Raw genomic sequence first — 19,838 nt, forward strand, 5'->3', positions numbered from 1 at the left:
CATGTGGAGGCAGAAATAAAAGAGCCTACTGTTATATATATGGAAAGACCGCTTAGAAAAGCAGAATATACCATCCACATAGAAGTCCCGCCAAATCCTTTCTGGGCTTCTGTCGGGTTGTCCATAGGGGGTATCACCTAGATAAAGAGACCACACTAATTCCACGCTGACTTTTGCTCAACCGATACAGCCGGAGGGCTGGATAACAAGAAAAGGCGGTATGCGCCCCGTGGAGGGGGGTAGCGTACCGCCTTTTCTTGTGGGGGTTTCCAAAGGGGGCAACGCCCCCATTTGGCACACGACTTTGCGAAGCAAAGTGTAGTGTGTTATACGCTCTGTCGGCGTTGTCGTGAAAATGCCGTTGCCGCCGGGGAGGGCAAGGGCATTTGAAGCGGCAAGATTTGAAGCGGCAAGAAAACAGGGCTGTGCTTGCGTGGCGTGGAGCCGCAAGCGCAGGTCTGGTTTCATCAGCAGACAGGGCGTATATGAAAGCCCCCGTCCCTCGTCCTACGCTCCGACTTGTGGACAAAGTGTCCCGAAGTTGTGGCCACACTCCCGGAAAAGTAGCAGGACAACGGGCAACCGTCAAGGCTGAAATGAACGGGGTTACACCCGGCCTTGACCTCCGCCCGCTGTCCCGCTGGATGGGTGGACAAGGCGGCCAATCCCTCAAAGTGCTTGGCCGCTCTCTTTCTGATTTTGAGGTATTCAGTTTTTCAAAATTGAATAATCAAAATAAATTTTTTCGATTGAAAAAATTTTATTTGTTATCATCTTCAATGCCATATTTTTTCTTTTGCCGAATCACATAATTACTGATTTTTTCATCATATAGTGGATACTGGTAATCCAACTGGCATGCCACTTCTGACGAAACCTCCCGGAACAATGCCATACATTGTTCAAAGGATTCCCACATATGGGGATAGGAATCCATATTATAAGTGGACATAAGTCGTTCCCACAATTCCTCTGGGACATATTGCTTCATAAATTTATAGTTTTTTCCCAAACTGAAATGAAATCCCTGTTTGATACCAATCAGCCAGGAAATCATGCGAAGCAATTCTTTTCGTACTATATCATTCATATGGTCAATAGCAAAAAGAATTTCTTTGCGGCATAAGCCCTTTACTACATATGTTGTAGTATTCCAAAATTCATTACAGCAATCGTCAAACATTCTTTGAGTAGGCTTCTGCAAGTGGTAGTCTATATCCGTTGGTATTGGCGGCTTTACGATACGGTTGTCTTTATCCAACAGTAACTTTACCAGTTTATCCCATGTAAAATACTCGTCTATCAGTTCCAGCGGCAGCAAAGTTAAATCTATCTTAACATCATCAGTAAACAGCATTAAATATGAAAATCCCTTTTCTACAGCTGGAAATAATTCCATATCTTCCGGCTTTTGCAGAATCAACCTTTCACCAAATATATCTAGCCATTTATCATCACTTGTGAAGCTGTCCATATCCGTAACAAAAAAAGTAATATCAAAATCCTGAAAATCATCAGGCGGAATATTTGTATTTGTTCTAGATCCTTCCAAAGTAACCATGCGAATGCGTTTGTCTGTTTTTGCAAAATTCAAAACAATATCATAAACTTCCTTTTCTGATCTCATTTTTATCTCCTCCAATTATTGAAATAGGTGTGAAGCCATTTTAGGGCTTTCCCGCCTTGATTACCCTTTAGCAAAGACGGGCGGGGCTGTCAACGGCGGCGCATGAAATGCGCCGTTCATCTTGACCGTTGACTGGCTCGGCTGGCTTTGCTATCTTCCTGACAAATGGGAATGTCTAAGATAGTAAAGACGTCCCACATGCAACTCTTTCTTTTATTGCTGAAACAGTATCTTTGATTGAATGCGCAGTTGTATCTATAACATTTAATTCATAGATTCCTAAATTGGAAAATTGATTCCACATTGTTTCAACTAATTCAATATTTGTTTCTCTGTCTAACTTTGAGCGTTCGATAGCTCGCTTCATGGTTTCTTCCTTACTTGCCCTTAAAATAATATAATGCACCTCATAATGTTCCCGAACAAGACTTTGCCACGGCTTTAAAAACCACGGTCCGATAATACCGTCAACAATTACATCATATCCACCACGAGCATATCGCTTCGCAGCTTCTAAAAACGCTTCAATGACAATCAAATTTTGCTCATTTGATTCTGGCAAATGCGGTGGTATTGCCCCTTTACTCAAATAATGATAAAAGTCATCTGTGTGCATATGCACAGACTTTTCCAAATCTGATTCTTTTGCAACAGCAGATGCCGTTGTAGTTTTTCCTGTCCCCGGCGCACCTGTGATTACAATAATTCTACCTTGATTCATCTATATTCTCCCTCGCAATTCAGATTTACCGCTCTCTTTCTGGTTTTGGAGCGTTTCTTCTCTCAAGATTGAAATGGGCGGGAAGCCATTTTAGGGCTTTCCCGCCTTGATTGCCCATCAGCAAAGACGGGCGGGACTGTCAACGGCGGCGCATTTATGCGCCGTTCATCTTGACCGTTGATTGGCCCCGCTAACTTTGCTACTCTGTTCTAAGTAATTCCTCAATTTGTTTTTTCATATATTCTACAAGTGCCATCGCTTCCTTTTCTACTGTCTCCCATTCATCAGACAAATTTCCCAAATAAGCTTCCTTTGCCGTTGTTAGCAGGGGGGGGGGAATCTCTCCGGCAATTTTAAAATTACCCATTTTGCGGCAACATCTTTTGTCGTGATTTCTTCTGTTACTAAAGTAAACCACATTCGTGATAAGGTTAATAACACATTTCTTTCATCACCCTTAAAGCTGGAAATCAAACCAGGTAAAGAAAACCGAATTGCTTTTTTAATTTCGTGAAATGGGATAGCGGGAATAAGCTCTTTGCTTTCCGCCCCCTTCAAAGTTATGCTATTTTTTCTTGCTTGCCATAATAAAATCATTATATCTGGGTCATTGCAGGCTTGCGGATATTCTCCTGCTTCCATCTCTCCCCTTAGCCATTCACCATACATATACTGACATTTTGGCGGAAATTGCAACGGAACAATATCAGATTGATTGATAATAGTTACCTCTAAAGGTCTTTTTTCAATACAGCCTACGGAGCCAGAAATTTTCAATAATTGCTTTGTTAGATCTGCTCTGATTGAATTACTCAATTCTTGTTTAGTAATTATCAGTATATCTATATCACTATCTGGACGCAGCCCATTCATTGTTGCTGAACCATATAAATATATCCCCAATATTTGACCTTGTAATATGGTTTCTGCTATTGAAATAACTTGATTTACTTGTTGTGGAAATTCATTTATATTCATTGTAACTCCTATATGTATTTATTTTTACTCCTCAACAACTGATAAAACAGCGTCTAAGGCTAATTCTAAGGCTATGGCAAACAATAGACAATCACCTGCTGATCTTTTTCGCAGCTGATAACGAGGAAAATGTTCATGGTGTTATGCATCTTTACTCTGTTAATCCTGTTCAAATTTTATTCCTCCTCTGTGACTTCCATAAAAAGTATATCCTATGCGTTCTTAAGCTAGCTGCTGTTAGTGCTTCTCATTGCACCCTGGTTATAAAAGCCATACTCACAAACCTCTTCACCAAAACTCTTTACATCTCTAATATAGAACTCTATCTAGCGAACTTTTAGAAAAGATATAAAACATCAGAGTATGGACAGTTGCGGATGTACTTCAGAAAAGATTAGATGTCTAAAAAGCTTGTAGTTAAAGCTTTTTAGACATCTAAATCTAGGTACTAAAACAATTCATCCAGTAAAATATAATATTTTATTTTCTCCCAATCAGGCTTGATCCCCAGTAAGTCAAAAAATAGCTCGACATACTGTTCTTCCCCGATATCCTCCCTGATCGACCGGACGCAGAAGGCAATGTCATACCACTTGTCCGCCCTGCCGCTTCTCCCAAGATCAATAAAGCCACTTACTTTGCCATCTTTCACAAAGATGTTGCTGTCTCCCAGGTCGCCGTGGGAAAAGACAAGTTCCTCTTCGGGCTTTTCCGTCTTTAAAAAATCATACAGCTCGCGCGGATCTTTAAATGGAGTGTCTTCTTCCCAGTTTTCGCAATCCACATCGGCCAGATCGTTATTCAGTAAGTAATCCAATTCGGCTAAGCGGCTGTCTAAGCTATTCGTATAGGGACAATCCGATATGTCGATGGAGTGAAAGAGCCTGATGCACTCCGCATACAGCTCGATAATCTTTTCAGGGCTTTGTTCATCTTCATACTCTTCCGAGCAAAGGACGCCATCGGCCTCACTCATGAGCAGATTGCTCCAGCCATCATGCCGTTCAAAGTGCAGGACCTTTGGAACAGGCAGCTTTCCTTCCAGCCATAGCATCATGTCCTTTTCCCGTTCCACATCATAGGTGGTCCCTTTATACCGGCTGTCCGTCATTTTTAAATATAGGTTTTCATTTTCTCCCACCAGCTTATATACCTTAGCAGGAGACATTCCTTCCGTATCTTTTACGCAGCGGTATTTTTCGATCAGTTTTTTCAATTCCGGTGATATTCTCATTTTAGCCATTTATTATTTCCTTCCTCTTTTCTACAGTATTTAAAGATACCCCAAGAAGCTAATTATAACAAGACGAACTCCAATTCACTGTTCCTTGCATTCTAAAACCTTAAATACCAGAAAACAGCTTTTTCAAAGTTGTTTTCAAAGTTGGCGTATAACATAGTATCGACGGAGCCGATTTTGAAACCACAATTATGATAGAATTTACAAGCTATAAGGTTATTGTCCTGGGTTTCAAGCATTAGTCCATGCAAGTTTTTATGCTTTGCCCATTCTATAGATATATTGATAAGCGCGCTGCCTATGCCTTGCCCCCTGAAATCCTTACATACGGCGATATCTTCTATATAAGCGTACCGGTTCCAATTTTTTCGCAGTTTAACTTTTCCGACGCATTTATCGTCTTGGTAGTAAAGATATATTATCTTATCAGTATTGTCAATATATTCAAGGCAATCTGCCTCCTCATCCTCTTCATCCTCTTCGTCTTGGTAGCTTTTTAAATATGGCGCTTCATAGAGTAATTCTGTAAAGGTCCAATTCTCGTTTTCATACCTCGGTATAATCTTACCTATCACCTCAAATGGTTCGCTGGGTTTATCGATATCTTTCAGGTGCCCTGCTTTCATTTCTGTAATCACTGTTCCCGCCTCTCTTCTATATCAGCGGCATATGTGCTATCCAGGCAGCCGGTTTTACCAGTGTATTTTTTATACATGTCCCTGGTATATTTTGTTATATTCCTATCATACTCCGGATAGGCATAATGAAGCCTTTCCGCCACCTCACCGGATACCGCCCTGAACAATTGATGGCATAGAAATAATGCTTCCCATATGTTTTCATAGGAATCCATCCGGTAGGTGGACAAAAGTTTCTCCCACAAATCCTCGGATATATACCTTTCAATAAACTTATAGTTCTTGCCTACACTTAATTTAAAGCCTGTTTCGATGCCGACCTTCCATGATATCATTCTCAGCAGCTCATGGCGAACAATCTGATTAAAATGATCAATAGCAAATAAAATTTCCTTACGGCACAATCCTTTAATAACATAAGGTGTTACATTCCAAAATTCATTGCAGCAATCATCATACTCCCTTGCGCTTGGCTTTCTTACATGATAATCTATATCAGTCGGAACTATGTCCCTTTTAATTCTACAATCTTTATCAATTAGAACCTTTATTAATTTATCGCCCTTTAGGTAATTATCTAACTCTTCCAAGGGCAATAAGGTAAGATCAATTTTATTGTAATCATCAAATAGCATAAGATAGGAAAATCCCTTTTCTTCAGGTGGGAATAATTCCATATCCTCCGGCTTTTGCATCATTATTATATTCCCAAATTGATTAAGCCAGTCATCATTAGATATAAACGGTTCTATATCACTTACAAAATATGTAATATCATAATCCTGAAATTTTGTTTTTTCTAAATCCATCTTTCCACTTCCTTTATTATTTTTCATTTTTTTAAACTATTTAATACTAATGTCTTTTATAATAGCTTTTCATATATTATATAATCAATCTTTATAAGTCCTTTTATAAATTTCTTTTCTACCATTTTCGATAAATTCCTGTTTAATATTTTTAATTCCATAAACAATAGTTTCAATAGGATAATATTCTTCAACTATATCTTGATATTCTTTTGCTTTCTCAATATCTATATTTCCATACATTCTTAATATATCTTCTCCAAAATTTGTTCCTATTTCTTCTTCACTATCTTCAAGTAAGTATATAAAATCACAATATTCATCTATAATTCCAGAATCTCCAAAATCAATTATTCCAGTTAATCTATTATTGCCATCTAACAATAGATGATTACAACTAAAATCATTATGGCATAAACACTTTTTACCCTCAAAAACTGTTGTTGCATTTAGTCTTTCCATAAAACTTTCTATATAATCTTTTTCTATATCAGTTAAATCATTATAAATAGTTTCACGCAACAATATATACTCTTCTAATACATTTTGTTTATTATCAATAGTACATTCACTAATATCTGTATAATCTAAACCGTGCATTTGTCTTAAAAAACTGGCAATATCTCGTTTTAACAAATTTTGTTCTTCTTCTGACATAGTAGAATAAATTTCTGGTGTTAAAAAAGTTCCTTTAATTTCTTTATAACCTAGTATAGATAATTCATCACTAATATACGAATATTCAATATTAGGAATTTTTACATTAGTTTCTAAATTTGTATTTAAAAAATTATATATTGCTTTTTCTTTTGCATAACCTTTTTTCTTATTAGTACTAAATTTTGTTTTAAAAATGTATTCATTATTAACTAAATATGCCACACTATCATAACCACTACCGATTATTTCAATACTATCTACTTTGAAATTATCAAAGTAATGCTCAATTAAATATTTCATTGCCTTAACATTTGTGGCATTATCATCATATCTATATTCCATTAAATAACAATCTTCTTTTTTGCCCTCGTGTAATTCATGTTCTGGCAAATCTTCAATAATTCTAAAACCAGATTTTTGGTATGCCCTTATTGCTCTTGGATTATTTTTATGAGGGTCTAAAATAACTGCATTAGCATTTCTTTCTTTTTTCAAAAATTCAAAAATCAATTTAATATATCTTGTACCAATTCCTTTACTCCAATAATTTGGCTCTCCTATAAATTGATCCATACCATAGACTATCTCATCAGTTTTTGGATAATGATAATCAGTATATAACTCATCATACATTTTATATATTTGTCCATATCCAATAGGAACATTGTTATATTCAATAATTACTCTAAAAACTTCATCTTCCCAAGGCTCTGTATAATGTTTTTTTAATGATTCTAATGTATATTTTTTATCTCTACCATCATAAAATTCTAATACTCTTTCATCAGTTAACCATTTTAACATCAAAGGAAAATCATCATCTATTAAAGTTCTTATACATATTTCATTTTCAACTATATTCATTTATTTATCACCTTTTTCATAATCATATACATATACTATTTCATCTTTATAATCATTTTTACCACCTAATTTTTCATATACATGGCAAGCTCTAGGATTACCTTTATCAGTTATTAAAAACATTTCAGAACAACCAATCTCTTTAGAATATTCCTTAATAAAAGATAATAATTTTGAACCATAACCTTTGTCTTGATAGTTAGGTAACATTCCTATTGAGTGTAAATAAAACATTGTTTTTCCATCAGGTCTTAAAAGTGTATAGCAATATGCAAATCCTATAATTTTATTATTTTCTTTAGCTATAAACCCAAATGAACTGGTATCATTAAGAAATCCTTTTAAATTATCAATATCAAAAACCATATTATCATCTTCATTAATTTAAAATAAATTTAGCCTCTACTCTTCTATTATCTGCTCTACCCTCTTTAGTGTCATTGCTCGAGCGTGGCTTATCTTGACCATAACCAACTGTCTGGATACGACTTTTATCTACACCGAATTTTTCAAGCTCTTTTGCAACGCTGTTAGCGCGTCTTTCTGAAAGTTTTTGATTGTATGATCTAGAACCTATATTATCAGTATGACCCTCTAAAATAGTATCATATCTTACATTTTCATCTAAAATTTGAGCAATTTCTTTGATTTGTTCTTCAAAGGCTGGGTTGATATTTACTTTATCAAAATCAAAATGTCCCTCTAAATAAATTGTTTTTTCGCAACCATTCTCATCCAGCGAAGCACCCTCTCTTGGTTCTTCAGGACATTTTGATTGTGAGACTACAGGAGCTGGAGCAGGGGTTACAACTTGAGGTTTATTAACTACTTCTTTTGTTTGCTCCACTACAACTTTTTCTTGCTTAGCGCCAAAACCAAAACTAATGCCCAAAGTTGAAACCCAACTATGATCTGCATCATGGAAAGAAATTTGATCTCTTGTTTCAAGTCTTAAAGCTAAAGAATCACTAAGGCGAAATTTTAAACCTGCTCCATAATGGCCAAATCCTCCACTTTTATTATCAAAAGCGCCTTTAGAAAAATCCTCATATCCCCCACCAGCTAAACCATAAAAATAAAATTTCTCACCTAAATCAATGCCTTTAATAGCACTCAAATAAGTTCTAGTAATATCGGTGGTAAGAGTAGAATTTGTATATTTTACATCCGAGTAATGTTCTAAACCTAGTTCTAATTGATCAAGCCAAAAATCATCAAAATGATACCCTAGTCTAATCCCTGGTGCATAGCGATTATCCATATCTAAATTACCTTCAAAATAATTGTAATTCAAAGTAGGAGTGATTTCAAATTTTACATTGTTATCTGCACCAAATAAAACGCTTGCCAACCCTAAACATAGCAATAACTTTCTCATCAAAAGCCTTTCATAGATAAATTCACTTAAGTAGTACGAAGTTCAATTATATCATAAAATATAAAAAAATAAATAGTAAATAGAGATAAAATATAAAAAGCGGGAAAATCCCGCCAAAGATTAACGTTTAGAGAATTGTGGGCTTCTTCTTGCTTTGCGGCGTCCATATTTTTTACGCTCAACAGTTCTGCTATCTCTAGTAAGAAGTCCTTTAGGTTTCAATAAAGCTCTAAAATCAGCATCCATAGCCGCTAAAGCTCTTGAAATTCCGTGTCTTAAAGCTTCTGCTTGAGCACTATAACCACCACCTAAAGTCGTTGCTTTGATATCCATTGAAGTTTCTTGCTTAGTTACAAGTAAAGGCTGAACTACTTTAAGCTTGATCGCTTCATGTCCACCAAGCCAAGTATTTAAATCGATACCATTAACGCTGATTTTACCGCTACCTGGTTTTACCCATACTTTTGCTATAGCAGTTTTTCTTTTACCTGTTGCATATGTTGTTGCCATGATTATTTTCCTTCTTTAGCAATTTGCGCAGTGTGTGGGTGCTCACTACCCGCATAAATTTTTAATTTTTTAAGCATCGCTCTACCCAAATTTGTTTTAGGAAGCATACCTCTAACTGCTAATTTATATAATTTTGCAGGATTTTTTTCAAGTAAATCTCCGAATTTTTCGCTTTTTACGCTTCCAAAATATCCTGAATGTCTGTGATAAAGCTTATCTTCTGCTTTATTTGCACCTGTAAATACAGCTTTTGAAGCATTGATGATAATCACATAATCACCACAATCAACATTAGGAGTAAAGCAAGGTTTGTTTTTACCTCTTAAAATTGTTGCTACTTCAGTTAAAAGACGACCAAAGCGTTTGCCTTCTGCGTCTAAAACAATCCATTCTCGTTTAACTTCGTTTGGCTTTGTTATCTTTGTCATAATTTTTACCTTTGCCAAAAATTTTTTAAAAATGAGATTATAATTATTTTTACTTAAATAATACTTAATTTAAGAATATTTAAAGTTTAGTAGCCTTTTTATTTTTATCTCGCTAGCACAGATAAAATATTACATTTTAAGTATATCCTTGTTAAAATTACTTTTTATTATATTAAAAATAAGGTTTTATTTTGTTTTCTTTAAAATTTAAAATTCAAGAGTATCTTCAATGTAAAAATTGTCTTAAGATAAACCCTGAAGAAGATGCTAAATTTTGTATATTTTGTGGAAAAGAATTAAATCATCCCGCAAGACAAAGGCTTGATTATATTTACAGTAAAAATCCCGCTATCATAGTAGCGCTTTTGGCAAAAGTTGCAAAAGCAGATGATAAAATCATCACAAAAGATTTATCCAAATTTATATCTTCTTTGCTCGATAAGATAGAGATGTTTTATTCTAAAGAATACAGTGGATTTAGAAATACTTATGCAAGCATTTTTGAGTATGAAAAAAATCAAGGCAGAAGCATCCATGAACTTTGCACTAGTGCAAGATTTTACGAGAAAGAAATCGATTTTCTCATATGTTTACTGCTTGATTTGATATATTATGATGCAAAAATGAGCGCAAATGAAAATGCTCTTATGGAAAATATCATCGTAGGACTTGGATTAAACCTTATAAAATTTAGAGAAGTAAAGCTAAAATATGAACAAATTTATAATTTTACTCATGAAAAAGCACAGCAAGAACAACCAAAAGAAGACAAATTTACAATCACTCTCGAACAAGCTTATGAAATTTTAAATTCTCATCCTAAGGATGATTTTGAAACTATCAAGAAAAATTATAGAAAATTAGCCAAAGAGTACCACTATGACAATCTCTACTCCAAAGAACTTCCACCTGAACTTTTAAAATAGCTCAAGAGATGATGAAAAAGATCAATTTAGCTTATGAAATCATCAAAGAAACAAGGGGTGCATAATGCTTATTTGTAATCATTGCAATACAAAAAATTTAGATATAGCTAAATTCTGCAAAGAGTGTGGAAATAGTGATTTATACGATCCGCAAGCAGAAGAAAAACTAGAACAAGAAAGAAGGAAACAAGAAGAATTAAGAAGACTAGAAGAAGAGAAAAGAAAAATAGCTCAAGAAGAAAGAGAAAAAAGTCTCAAACAAAGAAAAGAATTTATCGCAAAACACAAAAGCAAAATCATAATTAGCATGGTGAGTTTCTTTTTGATAGCTTCGCTAAGCATATATCAGTATTTTTATGGTGGAAAATACAGCAGAGTCTATATAAGCAAACTTGAGGAAAAATGCCACTACGATGATGAAAGTAACTGTAAAATGCTCCAAACTATCTATAAAGAAAAATGCGATGATGGAGATGGTAAAGCTTGTTTTGCTGGTATCTTTGTAAGCGGTGATTTAATAAGGGTAAAAATCGATGGACAGTGGAGCTTCTTAGATAAAAACGGGGAAATTATAGCAAAGCCTGAATTTGATGATATTTGGAGCTTTTGGGAAGGATTGGCAGGAGTTGGGTTAAATGGAAAATACGGTTTTATAGATAAAAGTGGAAAAATTGTAATCGAGCCTAAATTTGATGATATAGGCTATTAAATCTCTATTATCTCCACCTTATCTTCTAAAACATAAACTAAAAAAGCTTGAGTTGATTTCTTAGCCAAAATCTTCTCTATAGCTTCTTTATAAAGCAAAACCTGCTCTTTATGCTTGTTGAAATTCAAACCCGTTTTATAGTCTATAATGATAGCTTCATCCTCGCCTAAAGCAAGCAAATCAAGCTGTTTAATCTCACCTTGAAAACTCAAAGCTTGCTCTTTGAGCAATTTTTTATTTTCGATGAGTTTTTGAAATTGGGCATTAGCAAGTAAATTTTTTATCCTTTTAAAAAGCCTTTCAAAATCATCGTGATTTAAAAAATGTCTAAATTTACCACTCACCTTCTGACAAAGAATGTCAAAATTTTCTCCTTGTGGAAGCTTTAAATTCTGCATAAAAAAGTGAAAAGCATTTCCAAAATAAATTTCATCCGAGCTTGTATTTTCTTTTCTTTCTATATCCTGCAAAGGAATTTTTTCAAATTCCATTAAGGCTTGAAAGCTTTCTTTTTGAGGTAAGTGGGTGTCATTGGTTTGAATTTCTATCTCGCCTAATTCTTGAATTTCAATATCAAGCATAGTGTTTAAATAACTTGGATAATTTCCACTTTGAAACGAGGCATTTCTTTTGATGATGATAAGATTGTCTTTTGCTCTTGTAAAAGCAACATAAAGCTTATTGATATCATCTTCGTAATCTGCTTTTGTGATTTTATCTATAAAAGCTTTATATTCGCTCTCTTGAGTCGCTTTTCGGTAGCTATCTTTTATGTGAAGCTCCCAACCTTGATCGATATCGTACTCAAGCATTATGGTTTTATTGTTGGGATTGTTTTTTGAAAGACTATCAAGTAAAATCACATGATCAAATTCCAAGCCCTTGGATTTGTGCACAGTCATGATATTTATACCTCTATTTTGCTCACTCATAATTTTTAAAGTGCAAGGCTCAAACAAAAGCTTTAAAAAATCATCCTTGCTTTTAGCGTATTCTATAAACTGAATCAAAGCCATATCATTAAGATCAAGTTTTAATTCTTTGATCAAATAAAGCACATTTTGCACAGCACTTTTTGCCAAATCAAGCTTTAATTTCAAAGGCTCAAAACCTAACATTTCTTTTAAAAAATGCAAGTAAAACTTATCGCCAAAAATGCAGTATTTAGCGTATTCTAAAAGCACTCTTATGCAGGCTTTATTTTCGAGTAAAATATTACTTTGAGTAAAGGCTGGGATATCTTGCTCGTGTAAAAAATCCAAAATCATATCCGCATCGTTATTTTTCCAACACAAAATGCAAATATCATCATAAATGATATTTTTACTTTTTAAAAATTTAAGCTGCTCTAGCAAAGCTTCTAGGGTTTTATCTTGAATTTCTTTAGCTTGATCTTTATCCACCTTTGTTTCTTGCGACTCGATCACACGCACAAAGCCACCTTTTTTGCTTTCTAAAGAAAGTTGAGGGGTGTAGTCTTTAATCTTGCTTTGAAAGGTTTTATTGACAAAATCAACCAAAATTTGTTTAGAGCGGTAATTGATCGTGAGTTGATCTTTTTGAATTTGTTTAAATTCAGTTTGCAACAAATCAAAAAGTTCTTTTTTGCCTTTTCTAAAACGATAGATACTTTGTTTTTTATCGCCCACATAAAAAAAGGTTCTATTTTTCTTCACGCCCTCGCCCGAAACAAGCTCGGCGATCAAAGGTCTTAAAATTTGATACTGCACCACGCTAGTATCTTGAAATTCATCGATTAATAAATGAGAAATATAGCCATCCAAGCGAAAATAAATCATATCTTTAAAATCACTTCTGATAAGATCTAGCACCCTTCGGCTAATATCGCTAAAGCTTAAAGTATTTTTATCTTTTTGGATGATATCTTTAGCCTTGCTAAAATGGCTTAAAAGATTCATTAAATTTGCGATCTTATATTCTTCAAGCTCTTTAGCATAAGCATCTAAAGCTTTGATGAATGCTTTTCTTTTTTGGCTGAATTTAGCATCGCTATCTTCTAATTCTTGCAAGTATTTTGGAGCACCTGTTAAATTCAAAAGATCTGACTTTGCAAATTGGCTTAATTGAAGCACTTCATCTTTAAAATGCGTGCATAAATATTTATATCCTTTGACATGATCTAAGCTTAAACAATAAACCCTTAAATCATCATAGGCTTGATTGATAGAAGCTTTTGAAGGATTAGGAATCCTTACGCATTCTTTAAAATACGCATTTTCATAGAAATTCTCAAGCTCTTCAAAAAAATCATGATTATCTTCTAAACTCACCTTATAATAAGCTAAATCTTTTAATTCTTGGCGGTTGAGTAATTTTAAAAAAACAGCCCTAACATCGAGCTTTTCTTCACTTGTATCAAAATCACTACTTAATCCCAAATTTAAAGCAAAAGCTCTTAAAATTCGACTAAAAAAAGAATCAAATGTGCTTATCTTAAGCTCTTGTCTTAAAAACTCTTGTTTTTTCTTATCTCTTAAAAGTATCAGCTCGTCTTCTTCGCACCCTAAAAGCTCACAAAGCTCTTTACACTCGCTTTTTTTACTTTCTTTTTCCAAATTTAAAAAAGTTTCGATAATCCTTTTTTTCATTTCGTTGCTTGCTTTTTTGGTAAAAGTTAGAGCTAAAATTTCATTTATTTTTGCTCCTTGTAAAATAAGAGCCACAAAACGCACACTTAAGGCAAAAGTTTTACCGCTTCCTGCGCTTGCTTCTAAGGCTAAAAAAGGCTTAAATTTCATCTAAAATCCTTTTTGTAGATGATTTTATAAGGGCAATACTCATCTTTATCGTTTTCAAATTCAATCTCTTCTTCTCTTTGCTCAAGCAAATCTTTTAGACATTCTTTAAGCTCATCCAAGCTTTTGGCCTTTTCTTCAACAAATTGCATTTGATTTAAATCATAAAATTTTGCTTCCGCATTTTCATCGCATAAAGCCTTATAAAAAGCTAGCTGAAAGGATTTTTCAGGGACTTTTCCACTTTTATAATCAATGATAAAATGTTTATCCTCAAGCTTATCAATACGATCAACAATACCCTTAAGCCTGATCGTATGATTTTGGATATTTAAAGTTTTATGATGTTCCTCTTCTTGCTCAATCACCTTATAACCTAATTTAAAATGCTCTTCTTCATTTTTGGCAAATTGTATAAATTTTAATTTAAAAATTTCAAGCTCAAGTTCGCTAATGCCGTATTTTTGATATTCTTGCTCTAACAAATCATTGAAAATTTTTAGGTTAAAATTATTTTTAGAATAATTCTTATAATAAAACTCGAGCATTTTATGGATAAAATTTCCTTGATTTTTGGCCTTGCTTTCATCGCTTAAGGCTCTAGCTTCAGGTAATTCTAAAATATAGCGATAAAAATAAGTTCTTTTTTGATATAAAAATAAATTCAAACGACTAAACGATAATTCTTTTTCAAAAATATCGTGTTTTAAAACAGGTACTTTTATAGGATTTAAATTTAACTCTACGCCTTGATAGTCGAGTTTTAAAGCATTTAAATAGGCTTTAGAAGGTGTGGTTTTTTCTTCAAAAAAATTAAAATCAAGCTCATCTAAAAAACGCGATCGAGTTTGCTCTTCATTCTCCACAAAACTAATGCTAAGTTTTTTAGCATTTTTCATCAAATTTTCATAATAAAGTCTTTGTAAATTCTCTCTTCTTTCATAGCTTATAAGCCCTGCTTTTTTACGCACTTCATTGTTTAAAAACAACTCATTAATACTTCTTTTAGGAACAAAATCTTCATTAAAATCAAGTATGACAACACCATCAAAACTAAGTCCCCTGCTTTCTAAAAGTCCCATAACAGTGACTTTTCCACCACCCACATAACTTAGCTTTATTTGATCTAATTGCATGAAAAAAAGTTGCATGAGTTCTTTAAGCTTTAAGGATTTGTTTTTGAGCAAGTCCTTTATAAAACAAAGCTCTTTTTGCACCAAATTCATAAGCTCTTGACTTTCATCTTTTAAAAAACTGTGGATTAAATTTTCAAAATACTGCAAATCACAAATTTGATCAAAGCGAGTTCTAAAATCTTCAAATTGAAGTTCTAAATAATGCAACAAAGTATTATGATAATCAAAAATCATTTTTTCTTGTTCGAAATAATTCTCATCTATCTTATAGATAAAAGCGTCTGAATTTGCTCCATTATATAAGGCTTTGATCTTTTGATAAAACAAACTTTCTTTAATGCTTACTCCACTAGCAAAATTTAACATATTGTTTTTATCAAAAAGTTTTAAAAGCTCACAAAAACTTTCATCAGGAGTGATAACAGCTATCTTTTCAGGATCTATTCCTGCTCGGACAAAATTAGAAATTTCATCCATAACAAAAGCACATTGTAAAGACCTAAGCTCAAAAGCCTTTAGCTTGACTAAAGTGTTAGGATTTGAAAGTTTTTCTTGTTTTAAAATCTTTTTTTGTGAAAGATTGACTTCATAAAACATATCAAGTTCCAAGTGTATATCTTTTAAAAAGTCAAGTTCTAGTAGGTATTCAAGATTAAATTTGCTTGTTTTAAAGCTTATGATTGTGCTTTTGATTTTAGAAATCTCACACAACAAATCCTCTTCAAATTTGCTTAAAAAACCTTGTAAATCATAATATATACTTTCGTATTCGTTTAAAAAATCTAAATTAAGTTTATATTCTTGAGCTAAGGATAAATCATCGTATAAATTGTGTTGCTTAAGCAAAAGAAGATAATTTGTATAAACCTCGTCTAAAATTTCTAAATGCTCATTATAAGTTGCGTAATAGTCATTGTTTTTAAGATCTTGTATACTTTTTTTTTCTAAACTTAATTCTTTAAAAAAAGAAAAAAGGTATTCGTTATTTTTCAAAAAAGCAAAAAATTCAGCTGAAATACCTAGTTTTTTTTCTAAATCTTTACTTTTTAAACAAGCTTCTTGCATTAAAAGCAAGCTCTCATAAGAGCTTGCTTTAAAAGAATTTACCACGCATACTCGATCTAAAAAATCTGATACAAGAAAAACAGAATCAAGTAAAGCGTTTTTGGCCTTTGCTTTTTCTTGATATTCTTTAATCTTTCTTGAGGAACTAAATATTCTTAGTATCATTGAGCATTTAATTCATAGCTAAAAAAGCCTGTTATTTCATCATCTGTGCTAAGTTTGATTTTGAGTTGCCATCTACCTTTTTCAAGCTGAGACAAGGATACACTTAAAACTCCATCTTGAATTTGCCCTAAAAGTTTTTGATCAAATTCTCTTGTGTGAGGTCTTGTAAGTAAAATTTCACTCTTTAAATTTTGTATATTTGCTTGATCGTTTAAGGCTGTTATTTTAAATTGCGCTAGATAAGAATCTGCACTGATTGTATAACTTGCAATCTTTCTTTTACCAATCAAATCAATCTTATCATTTTGAAATTCAACCTTAAACAAGGCATCAAATTGCTCTTGTTGTTTTTGGATAATATTATAATTATTTTCAACATTTTGGTAAGAGTCAAAATAAAAATCATCCTCATATACAGGATAATTGCTTGCCACTATAATAGTTGCCACACAAGCAACCACAATAGCAAAAATCGAAATTAAAATTCCATAAGGCCAAAAGGTTTTTTTACTTTCAAGCATTTTTCTTCCTTTTCATTCTTCTTTGAGCGTAGTATAACAACGCAAAGCAAATAAAGCCATAGATTAAAATTCTTAAAATATTGATAGTATCGCGGTTTGCATTGCCTATAGAGTGTTGCAATTCAATCCCTCTAGCTTGTGCTAAACGATCAACCATATCTCCATAGCCATTTAAAATAGCCGCATTATAAATATCGCCTTTATTGGTCGCTAAAATAGGCAAAATAGATCCTGTTCCTGGATAAGGACTAAGCACAGCTTCTTTATCGATTAAAGTTAAAGCTCCTTTAGAACCTATGATATCGACTTTATGAGAATTTTTAGATAAAACAAGCAAAACATAAGATTGTGGGAGTTGCTTATGTAAGTCTAATAAAGTTTGAAAATCGCTCTTATCGCCAATTGCTACGCCGGCAAAAATTCCGCTTTTTTCTTGAAGTTCTTTACCGATAAGATTAATCTCATCAACAACTTTTTGGTTAAGTACATTTTCATTAAAAACTACAGGCTCAAGGGCAAGAATTTGCACAGGTATAAAAAATAAAAAGATGGCTAATAAGCCATCCTGTAGTATTTTTCTCATCCTATATGAAGATGGTTTGCAGTTAAAACCGACCATGCAGTAATCGCAGCAGTCACAACTAAGCCAATAACAATCAAATATTCTAAAACTTTACTCATTGCGCTGTCCCTCCTATGCTTTTATGATCTTGTTCTTTTGAACCAAGCATTTTAACATTTTGGATATCTTTAAGGCTGTAGGGCTGTTGCATTACTTCTTGTTGAACTTTAAGACCCCAAATGGTTAAACCTACTAAAATTGCAAGCAATAAAACGGTAGCAATCAGCATACCCGTAACACCTGAAAGAGAAAATACGCATCTATTAGTGTTTTCCATTATTCACCCCTTGAAAGAGAAATTACATACTCACCAACAGCTTCTTTTTGAGTATCATTCAATATAGAAAATGCTGGCATAGCTCCAATAAAGCCTGTTTTACCACTATGTAAAACATCTACAACAAATGCTGCTGAGCCGTATTTTGTAAGATCAGGGAAAATTCCATCTTGACCTTTTCCATCTTCACCATGGCAAGCTGCACAAGTTGCATAAGCCTCTTTTCCTTTAGCAACCAAATTTTCATTAGAAGTTTTCTTGATAGCAGAAAGCTCTTTTGCTACATAAGCAGCAATCGCAGGAATATCTTCTTCAGCAATTCCCAAATCCGCAGCAGCAGGCATTTCTCCACCTGGGAAATTCATACCTTTTGCACCATGTTTAATCGCATCGATTAAACCCTCTTCGCTACCCCAAATATTTAAATTTTGAGCTTTTCCATTGATACCATCACCAGTAATTCCATGACAAGCAGAGCATTGAACCAAAAAGATATTTTGTCCCATAGCTACCTTATCTTCAGTAGATAAGTTTTGGAATTTTTCTTCAAATTTAGTATTGTAAGCCTTAACTTCTTCGTTGTACTCACCTATACTTGAGTAAGAATTTAAAGGATATCCCCATAAAAAATACCAAACTGCCCATACTATGGTAAGAAAGAATATAACAGCCCAGCCTATTGGAATCGCATTTTTATATTCTCCTATGCCATCCCAGCTATGCTCACTTAATTCTGCCTCACCTTTTTTCTCTTTCATATATTTAAACATTCTACCAACGACTACAAGAGTAATCAATATAATAAGAATCGCTCCAATGAAAGATAATAAATTAACATTATCTTGCAAATTTAACCATTGCATCAAGCACTCCTTTTACTTTCTAAAACACTATCATCGATATCATCGCTCAAAGCGAGATTTGCATATTTTTCATAATTTCTCTCGCCTTTTTTTTCTGCCCTATAAAGATGATACCAATAAGAATACAATACTATTGATAAAAACATTACAAATAGAAAAAATCCATAACCTTGAAAAATTTCCCATTCATGTTTTTGCACTGCTGATAAATTCAAAGTGACCAAATTTTTAATCACATTCCAAATAATCACTAAATGTTCCATATTTTTACTTTAAGCTATTTAAATAAGCGATTAAAGCAACGATTTCTTTAATCTCGCCCCTAGCAAAAGCATCTTTTACCTCTTGATTTTTCATTTGATCAACTATAGCTTGTGCTTCGGCTTTTATTTCAGCTTGTGCTTCTTCCCAAGTACCTAACTTGGTTCCATTTTCAGTATCATAAGGGACATTAAACACTTTTTTAACAGTTAAAGCTTCTGCATAAGCAGTTTCCATGTCGGCATTGTTTTTAAACATATGCTTATAAGCAGGCATAATAGAATTTGGAACAACTGAAACAGGATCCCACATATGGTTTTCATGCCAGTCTGTAGTTCTATAATTTCCAACACGCATTAAATCAGGACCTGTTCTTTTTGAACCCCAAAGAAAAGGTCTATCATAAGCAAATTCGCCACTGACAGAATACATACCATAACGATCAGTTTCAGATTTAAAAGGACGAATAAGCTGTGAATGACAAGCATTACAGCTATCTTTGATATAAATTTGGCGTCCTGCAAGCTGTAAAACCGTATAAGGCTTCTTTCCTTCTATAGGTCTTGCATTTTCTGCAAAATTTGGCAGCACTTCAATAATCCCAGCATAAGCAATCACAATAAAAACAGCGACAGCAAAAAAGAATGGATTTTTTTCTAACCAACTAAACATTTTCTCTCCTTT

At 33.5% G+C, this 19,838-nt stretch carries 20 protein-coding genes and 3 pseudogenes; 3 read left to right on the forward strand and 20 right to left on the reverse strand.

Annotated features, from left to right (window positions below):
- Positions 1-126, forward strand: a pseudogene (locus KAR88_RS01620) (elongation factor G); the annotation flags it as partial.
- A 634-nt stretch (positions 127-760) separates the two neighbouring features.
- Here the strand turns inward: KAR88_RS01620 and KAR88_RS01625 are convergent.
- The 11 genes and pseudogenes from KAR88_RS01625 to rplM form a co-directional block, all read right to left on the reverse strand.
- On the reverse strand, positions 761-1,627 hold the full coding sequence (locus KAR88_RS01625) for an aminoglycoside 6-adenylyltransferase AadE (RefSeq protein ID WP_001255868.1): 867 nt from the start codon (positions 1,625-1,627) through the stop codon (positions 761-763).
- A gap of 175 nt (positions 1,628-1,802) precedes the next feature.
- Positions 1,803-2,348, reverse strand: coding sequence for an AAA family ATPase (locus tag KAR88_RS01630; protein WP_192801432.1), 546 nt, complete (start codon positions 2,346-2,348; stop codon positions 1,803-1,805).
- Between the two features lie 199 nt (positions 2,349-2,547).
- A pseudogene (ant(9), locus tag KAR88_RS01635) lies at positions 2,548-3,326 on the reverse strand (aminoglycoside nucleotidyltransferase ANT(9)).
- A 448-nt stretch (positions 3,327-3,774) separates the two neighbouring features.
- Entirely contained in the window at positions 3,775-4,569 is a 795-nt protein-coding gene (gene aph(3')-IIIa / locus KAR88_RS01640) for an aminoglycoside O-phosphotransferase APH(3')-IIIa (protein WP_001096887.1), read from the reverse strand.
- A 92-nt stretch (positions 4,570-4,661) separates the two neighbouring features.
- The gene (gene sat4, locus KAR88_RS01645; RefSeq protein ID WP_000627290.1) at positions 4,662-5,204 is read right to left on the reverse strand and encodes a streptothricin N-acetyltransferase Sat4; all 543 of its coding nucleotides are present in this window, start codon (positions 5,202-5,204) and stop codon (positions 4,662-4,664) included.
- Positions 5,201-6,013: pseudogene (ant(6), locus tag KAR88_RS01650) on the reverse strand (aminoglycoside 6-adenylyltransferase); the annotation flags it as partial. The gene sat4 and the pseudogene ant(6), both read right to left, overlap by 4 nt.
- Before the next feature lie 84 nt (positions 6,014-6,097).
- Positions 6,098-7,537 carry a bifunctional aminoglycoside N-acetyltransferase AAC(6')-Ie/aminoglycoside O-phosphotransferase APH(2'')-Ia gene (locus tag KAR88_RS01655; protein WP_001028141.1) on the reverse strand — a complete coding sequence of 480 codons (1,440 nt, stop codon included), beginning with the start codon at positions 7,535-7,537 and terminating at the stop codon, positions 6,098-6,100.
- The gene (locus tag KAR88_RS01660) at positions 7,538-7,903 is read right to left on the reverse strand and encodes a GNAT family N-acetyltransferase (protein ID WP_002303448.1); all 366 of its coding nucleotides are present in this window, start codon (positions 7,901-7,903) and stop codon (positions 7,538-7,540) included.
- 13 nt (positions 7,904-7,916) lie between these two features.
- Positions 7,917-8,915 (reverse strand): fibronectin-binding outer membrane protein CadF, encoded by a 999-nt coding sequence (cadF, locus tag KAR88_RS01665; protein WP_025096304.1) that lies wholly within the window; start codon positions 8,913-8,915, stop codon positions 7,917-7,919.
- A gap of 120 nt (positions 8,916-9,035) precedes the next feature.
- Positions 9,036-9,425: a 30S ribosomal protein S9 gene (gene rpsI, locus KAR88_RS01670; protein ID WP_002779320.1), complete on the reverse strand. Its 390-nt coding sequence runs from the start codon at positions 9,423-9,425 to the stop codon at positions 9,036-9,038.
- 2 nt (positions 9,426-9,427) lie between these two features.
- Positions 9,428-9,853 (reverse strand): 50S ribosomal protein L13, encoded by a 426-nt coding sequence (rplM, locus tag KAR88_RS01675; RefSeq protein WP_002779321.1) that lies wholly within the window; start codon positions 9,851-9,853, stop codon positions 9,428-9,430.
- Positions 9,854-10,044: 191 nt separating this feature from the next.
- On the opposite strand from rplM, the gene KAR88_RS01680 reads away from it, so the two are divergent.
- Positions 10,045-10,779, forward strand: a complete 735-nt coding sequence (locus tag KAR88_RS01680) for a molecular chaperone DnaJ (RefSeq protein WP_102134302.1) — start codon at positions 10,045-10,047, stop codon at positions 10,777-10,779.
- Positions 10,780-10,843: 64 nt separating this feature from the next.
- Complete coding sequence (locus tag KAR88_RS01685) at positions 10,844-11,488, forward strand: WG repeat-containing protein (protein ID WP_002784070.1); 645 nt, start codon at positions 10,844-10,846, stop codon at positions 11,486-11,488.
- On the opposite strand, the gene KAR88_RS01690 is transcribed toward KAR88_RS01685, so the two are convergent.
- From KAR88_RS01690 to ccoO, 9 genes are read right to left on the reverse strand one after another with little or no spacing between them, the layout of a single operon-like run.
- Positions 11,485-14,247, reverse strand: coding sequence for a RecB-like helicase (locus KAR88_RS01690; RefSeq protein WP_192801272.1), 2,763 nt, complete (start codon positions 14,245-14,247; stop codon positions 11,485-11,487). The genes KAR88_RS01685 and KAR88_RS01690 overlap by 4 nt on opposite strands.
- Positions 14,244-16,610 carry a PD-(D/E)XK nuclease family protein gene (locus tag KAR88_RS01695; protein ID WP_088569576.1) on the reverse strand — a complete coding sequence of 789 codons (2,367 nt, stop codon included), beginning with the start codon at positions 16,608-16,610 and terminating at the stop codon, positions 14,244-14,246. Before KAR88_RS01695 ends, KAR88_RS01690 begins: the two co-directional genes overlap by 4 nt.
- Complete coding sequence (locus tag KAR88_RS01700) at positions 16,607-17,131, reverse strand: FixH family protein (RefSeq protein WP_060785399.1); 525 nt, start codon at positions 17,129-17,131, stop codon at positions 16,607-16,609. The genes KAR88_RS01695 and KAR88_RS01700 overlap by 4 nt, the downstream gene beginning before the upstream one ends.
- Positions 17,124-17,714: a hypothetical protein gene (locus tag KAR88_RS01705; RefSeq protein WP_002781181.1), complete on the reverse strand. Its 591-nt coding sequence runs from the start codon at positions 17,712-17,714 to the stop codon at positions 17,124-17,126. Before KAR88_RS01705 ends, KAR88_RS01700 begins: the two co-directional genes overlap by 8 nt.
- Positions 17,711-17,812 (reverse strand): hypothetical protein, encoded by a 102-nt coding sequence (locus KAR88_RS01710; protein WP_002779328.1) that lies wholly within the window; start codon positions 17,810-17,812, stop codon positions 17,711-17,713. Before KAR88_RS01710 ends, KAR88_RS01705 begins: the two co-directional genes overlap by 4 nt.
- Complete coding sequence (locus tag KAR88_RS01715) at positions 17,809-18,033, reverse strand: DUF4006 family protein (protein ID WP_072214037.1); 225 nt, start codon at positions 18,031-18,033, stop codon at positions 17,809-17,811. The genes KAR88_RS01710 and KAR88_RS01715 overlap by 4 nt, the downstream gene beginning before the upstream one ends.
- Entirely contained in the window at positions 18,030-18,893 is an 864-nt protein-coding gene (locus tag KAR88_RS01720) for a c-type cytochrome (RefSeq protein WP_002779330.1), read from the reverse strand. Before KAR88_RS01720 ends, KAR88_RS01715 begins: the two co-directional genes overlap by 4 nt.
- On the reverse strand, positions 18,893-19,156 hold the full coding sequence (locus KAR88_RS01725) for a cytochrome c oxidase, cbb3-type, CcoQ subunit (RefSeq protein WP_002779331.1): 264 nt from the start codon (positions 19,154-19,156) through the stop codon (positions 18,893-18,895). Before KAR88_RS01725 ends, KAR88_RS01720 begins: the two co-directional genes overlap by 1 nt.
- 4 nt (positions 19,157-19,160) lie before the next feature.
- Complete coding sequence (gene ccoO, locus KAR88_RS01730) at positions 19,161-19,826, reverse strand: cytochrome-c oxidase, cbb3-type subunit II (protein WP_002779332.1); 666 nt, start codon at positions 19,824-19,826, stop codon at positions 19,161-19,163.
- Positions 19,827-19,838 lie beyond the last annotated feature (12 nt).

It is taken from the genome of Campylobacter sp. JH23 (assembly GCF_017846595.1).
GTDB lineage: Bacteria > Campylobacterota > Campylobacteria > Campylobacterales > Campylobacteraceae > Campylobacter_D > Campylobacter_D coli.

Excerpts from the sequence above, each read along its gene's own strand:
- KAR88_RS01655 (WP_001028141.1), bottom strand. The coding sequence starts at position 7,537 with ATGAATATAGTTGAAAATGAAATATGTATAAGAACTTTAATAGATGAT.
- KAR88_RS01725 (WP_002779331.1), bottom strand. The coding sequence starts at position 19,156 with ATGGAACATTTAGTGATTATTTGGAATGTGATTAAAAATTTGGTCACT.
- KAR88_RS01625 (WP_001255868.1), bottom strand. The coding sequence starts at position 1,627 with ATGAGATCAGAAAAGGAAGTTTATGATATTGTTTTGAATTTTGCAAAA.
- cadF (WP_025096304.1), bottom strand. The coding sequence starts at position 8,915 with ATGAGAAAGTTATTGCTATGTTTAGGGTTGGCAAGCGTTTTATTTGGT.
- rplM (WP_002779321.1), bottom strand. The coding sequence starts at position 9,853 with ATGACAAAGATAACAAAGCCAAACGAAGTTAAACGAGAATGGATTGTT.
- KAR88_RS01685 (WP_002784070.1), top strand. The coding sequence starts at position 10,844 with ATGCTTATTTGTAATCATTGCAATACAAAAAATTTAGATATAGCTAAA.
- rpsI (WP_002779320.1), bottom strand. The coding sequence starts at position 9,425 with ATGGCAACAACATATGCAACAGGTAAAAGAAAAACTGCTATAGCAAAA.
- ccoO (WP_002779332.1), bottom strand. The coding sequence starts at position 19,826 with ATGTTTAGTTGGTTAGAAAAAAATCCATTCTTTTTTGCTGTCGCTGTT.
- KAR88_RS01630 (WP_192801432.1), bottom strand. The coding sequence starts at position 2,348 with ATGAATCAAGGTAGAATTATTGTAATCACAGGTGCGCCGGGGACAGGA.
- KAR88_RS01695 (WP_088569576.1), bottom strand. The coding sequence starts at position 16,610 with ATGATACTAAGAATATTTAGTTCCTCAAGAAAGATTAAAGAATATCAA.
- KAR88_RS01660 (WP_002303448.1), bottom strand. The coding sequence starts at position 7,903 with ATGGTTTTTGATATTGATAATTTAAAAGGATTTCTTAATGATACCAGT.
- KAR88_RS01705 (WP_002781181.1), bottom strand. The coding sequence starts at position 17,714 with ATGAGAAAAATACTACAGGATGGCTTATTAGCCATCTTTTTATTTTTT.
- KAR88_RS01690 (WP_192801272.1), bottom strand. The coding sequence starts at position 14,247 with ATGAAATTTAAGCCTTTTTTAGCCTTAGAAGCAAGCGCAGGAAGCGGT.
- KAR88_RS01710 (WP_002779328.1), bottom strand. The coding sequence starts at position 17,812 with ATGAGTAAAGTTTTAGAATATTTGATTGTTATTGGCTTAGTTGTGACT.
- KAR88_RS01720 (WP_002779330.1), bottom strand. The coding sequence starts at position 18,893 with ATGCAATGGTTAAATTTGCAAGATAATGTTAATTTATTATCTTTCATT.
- KAR88_RS01700 (WP_060785399.1), bottom strand. The coding sequence starts at position 17,131 with ATGCTTGAAAGTAAAAAAACCTTTTGGCCTTATGGAATTTTAATTTCG.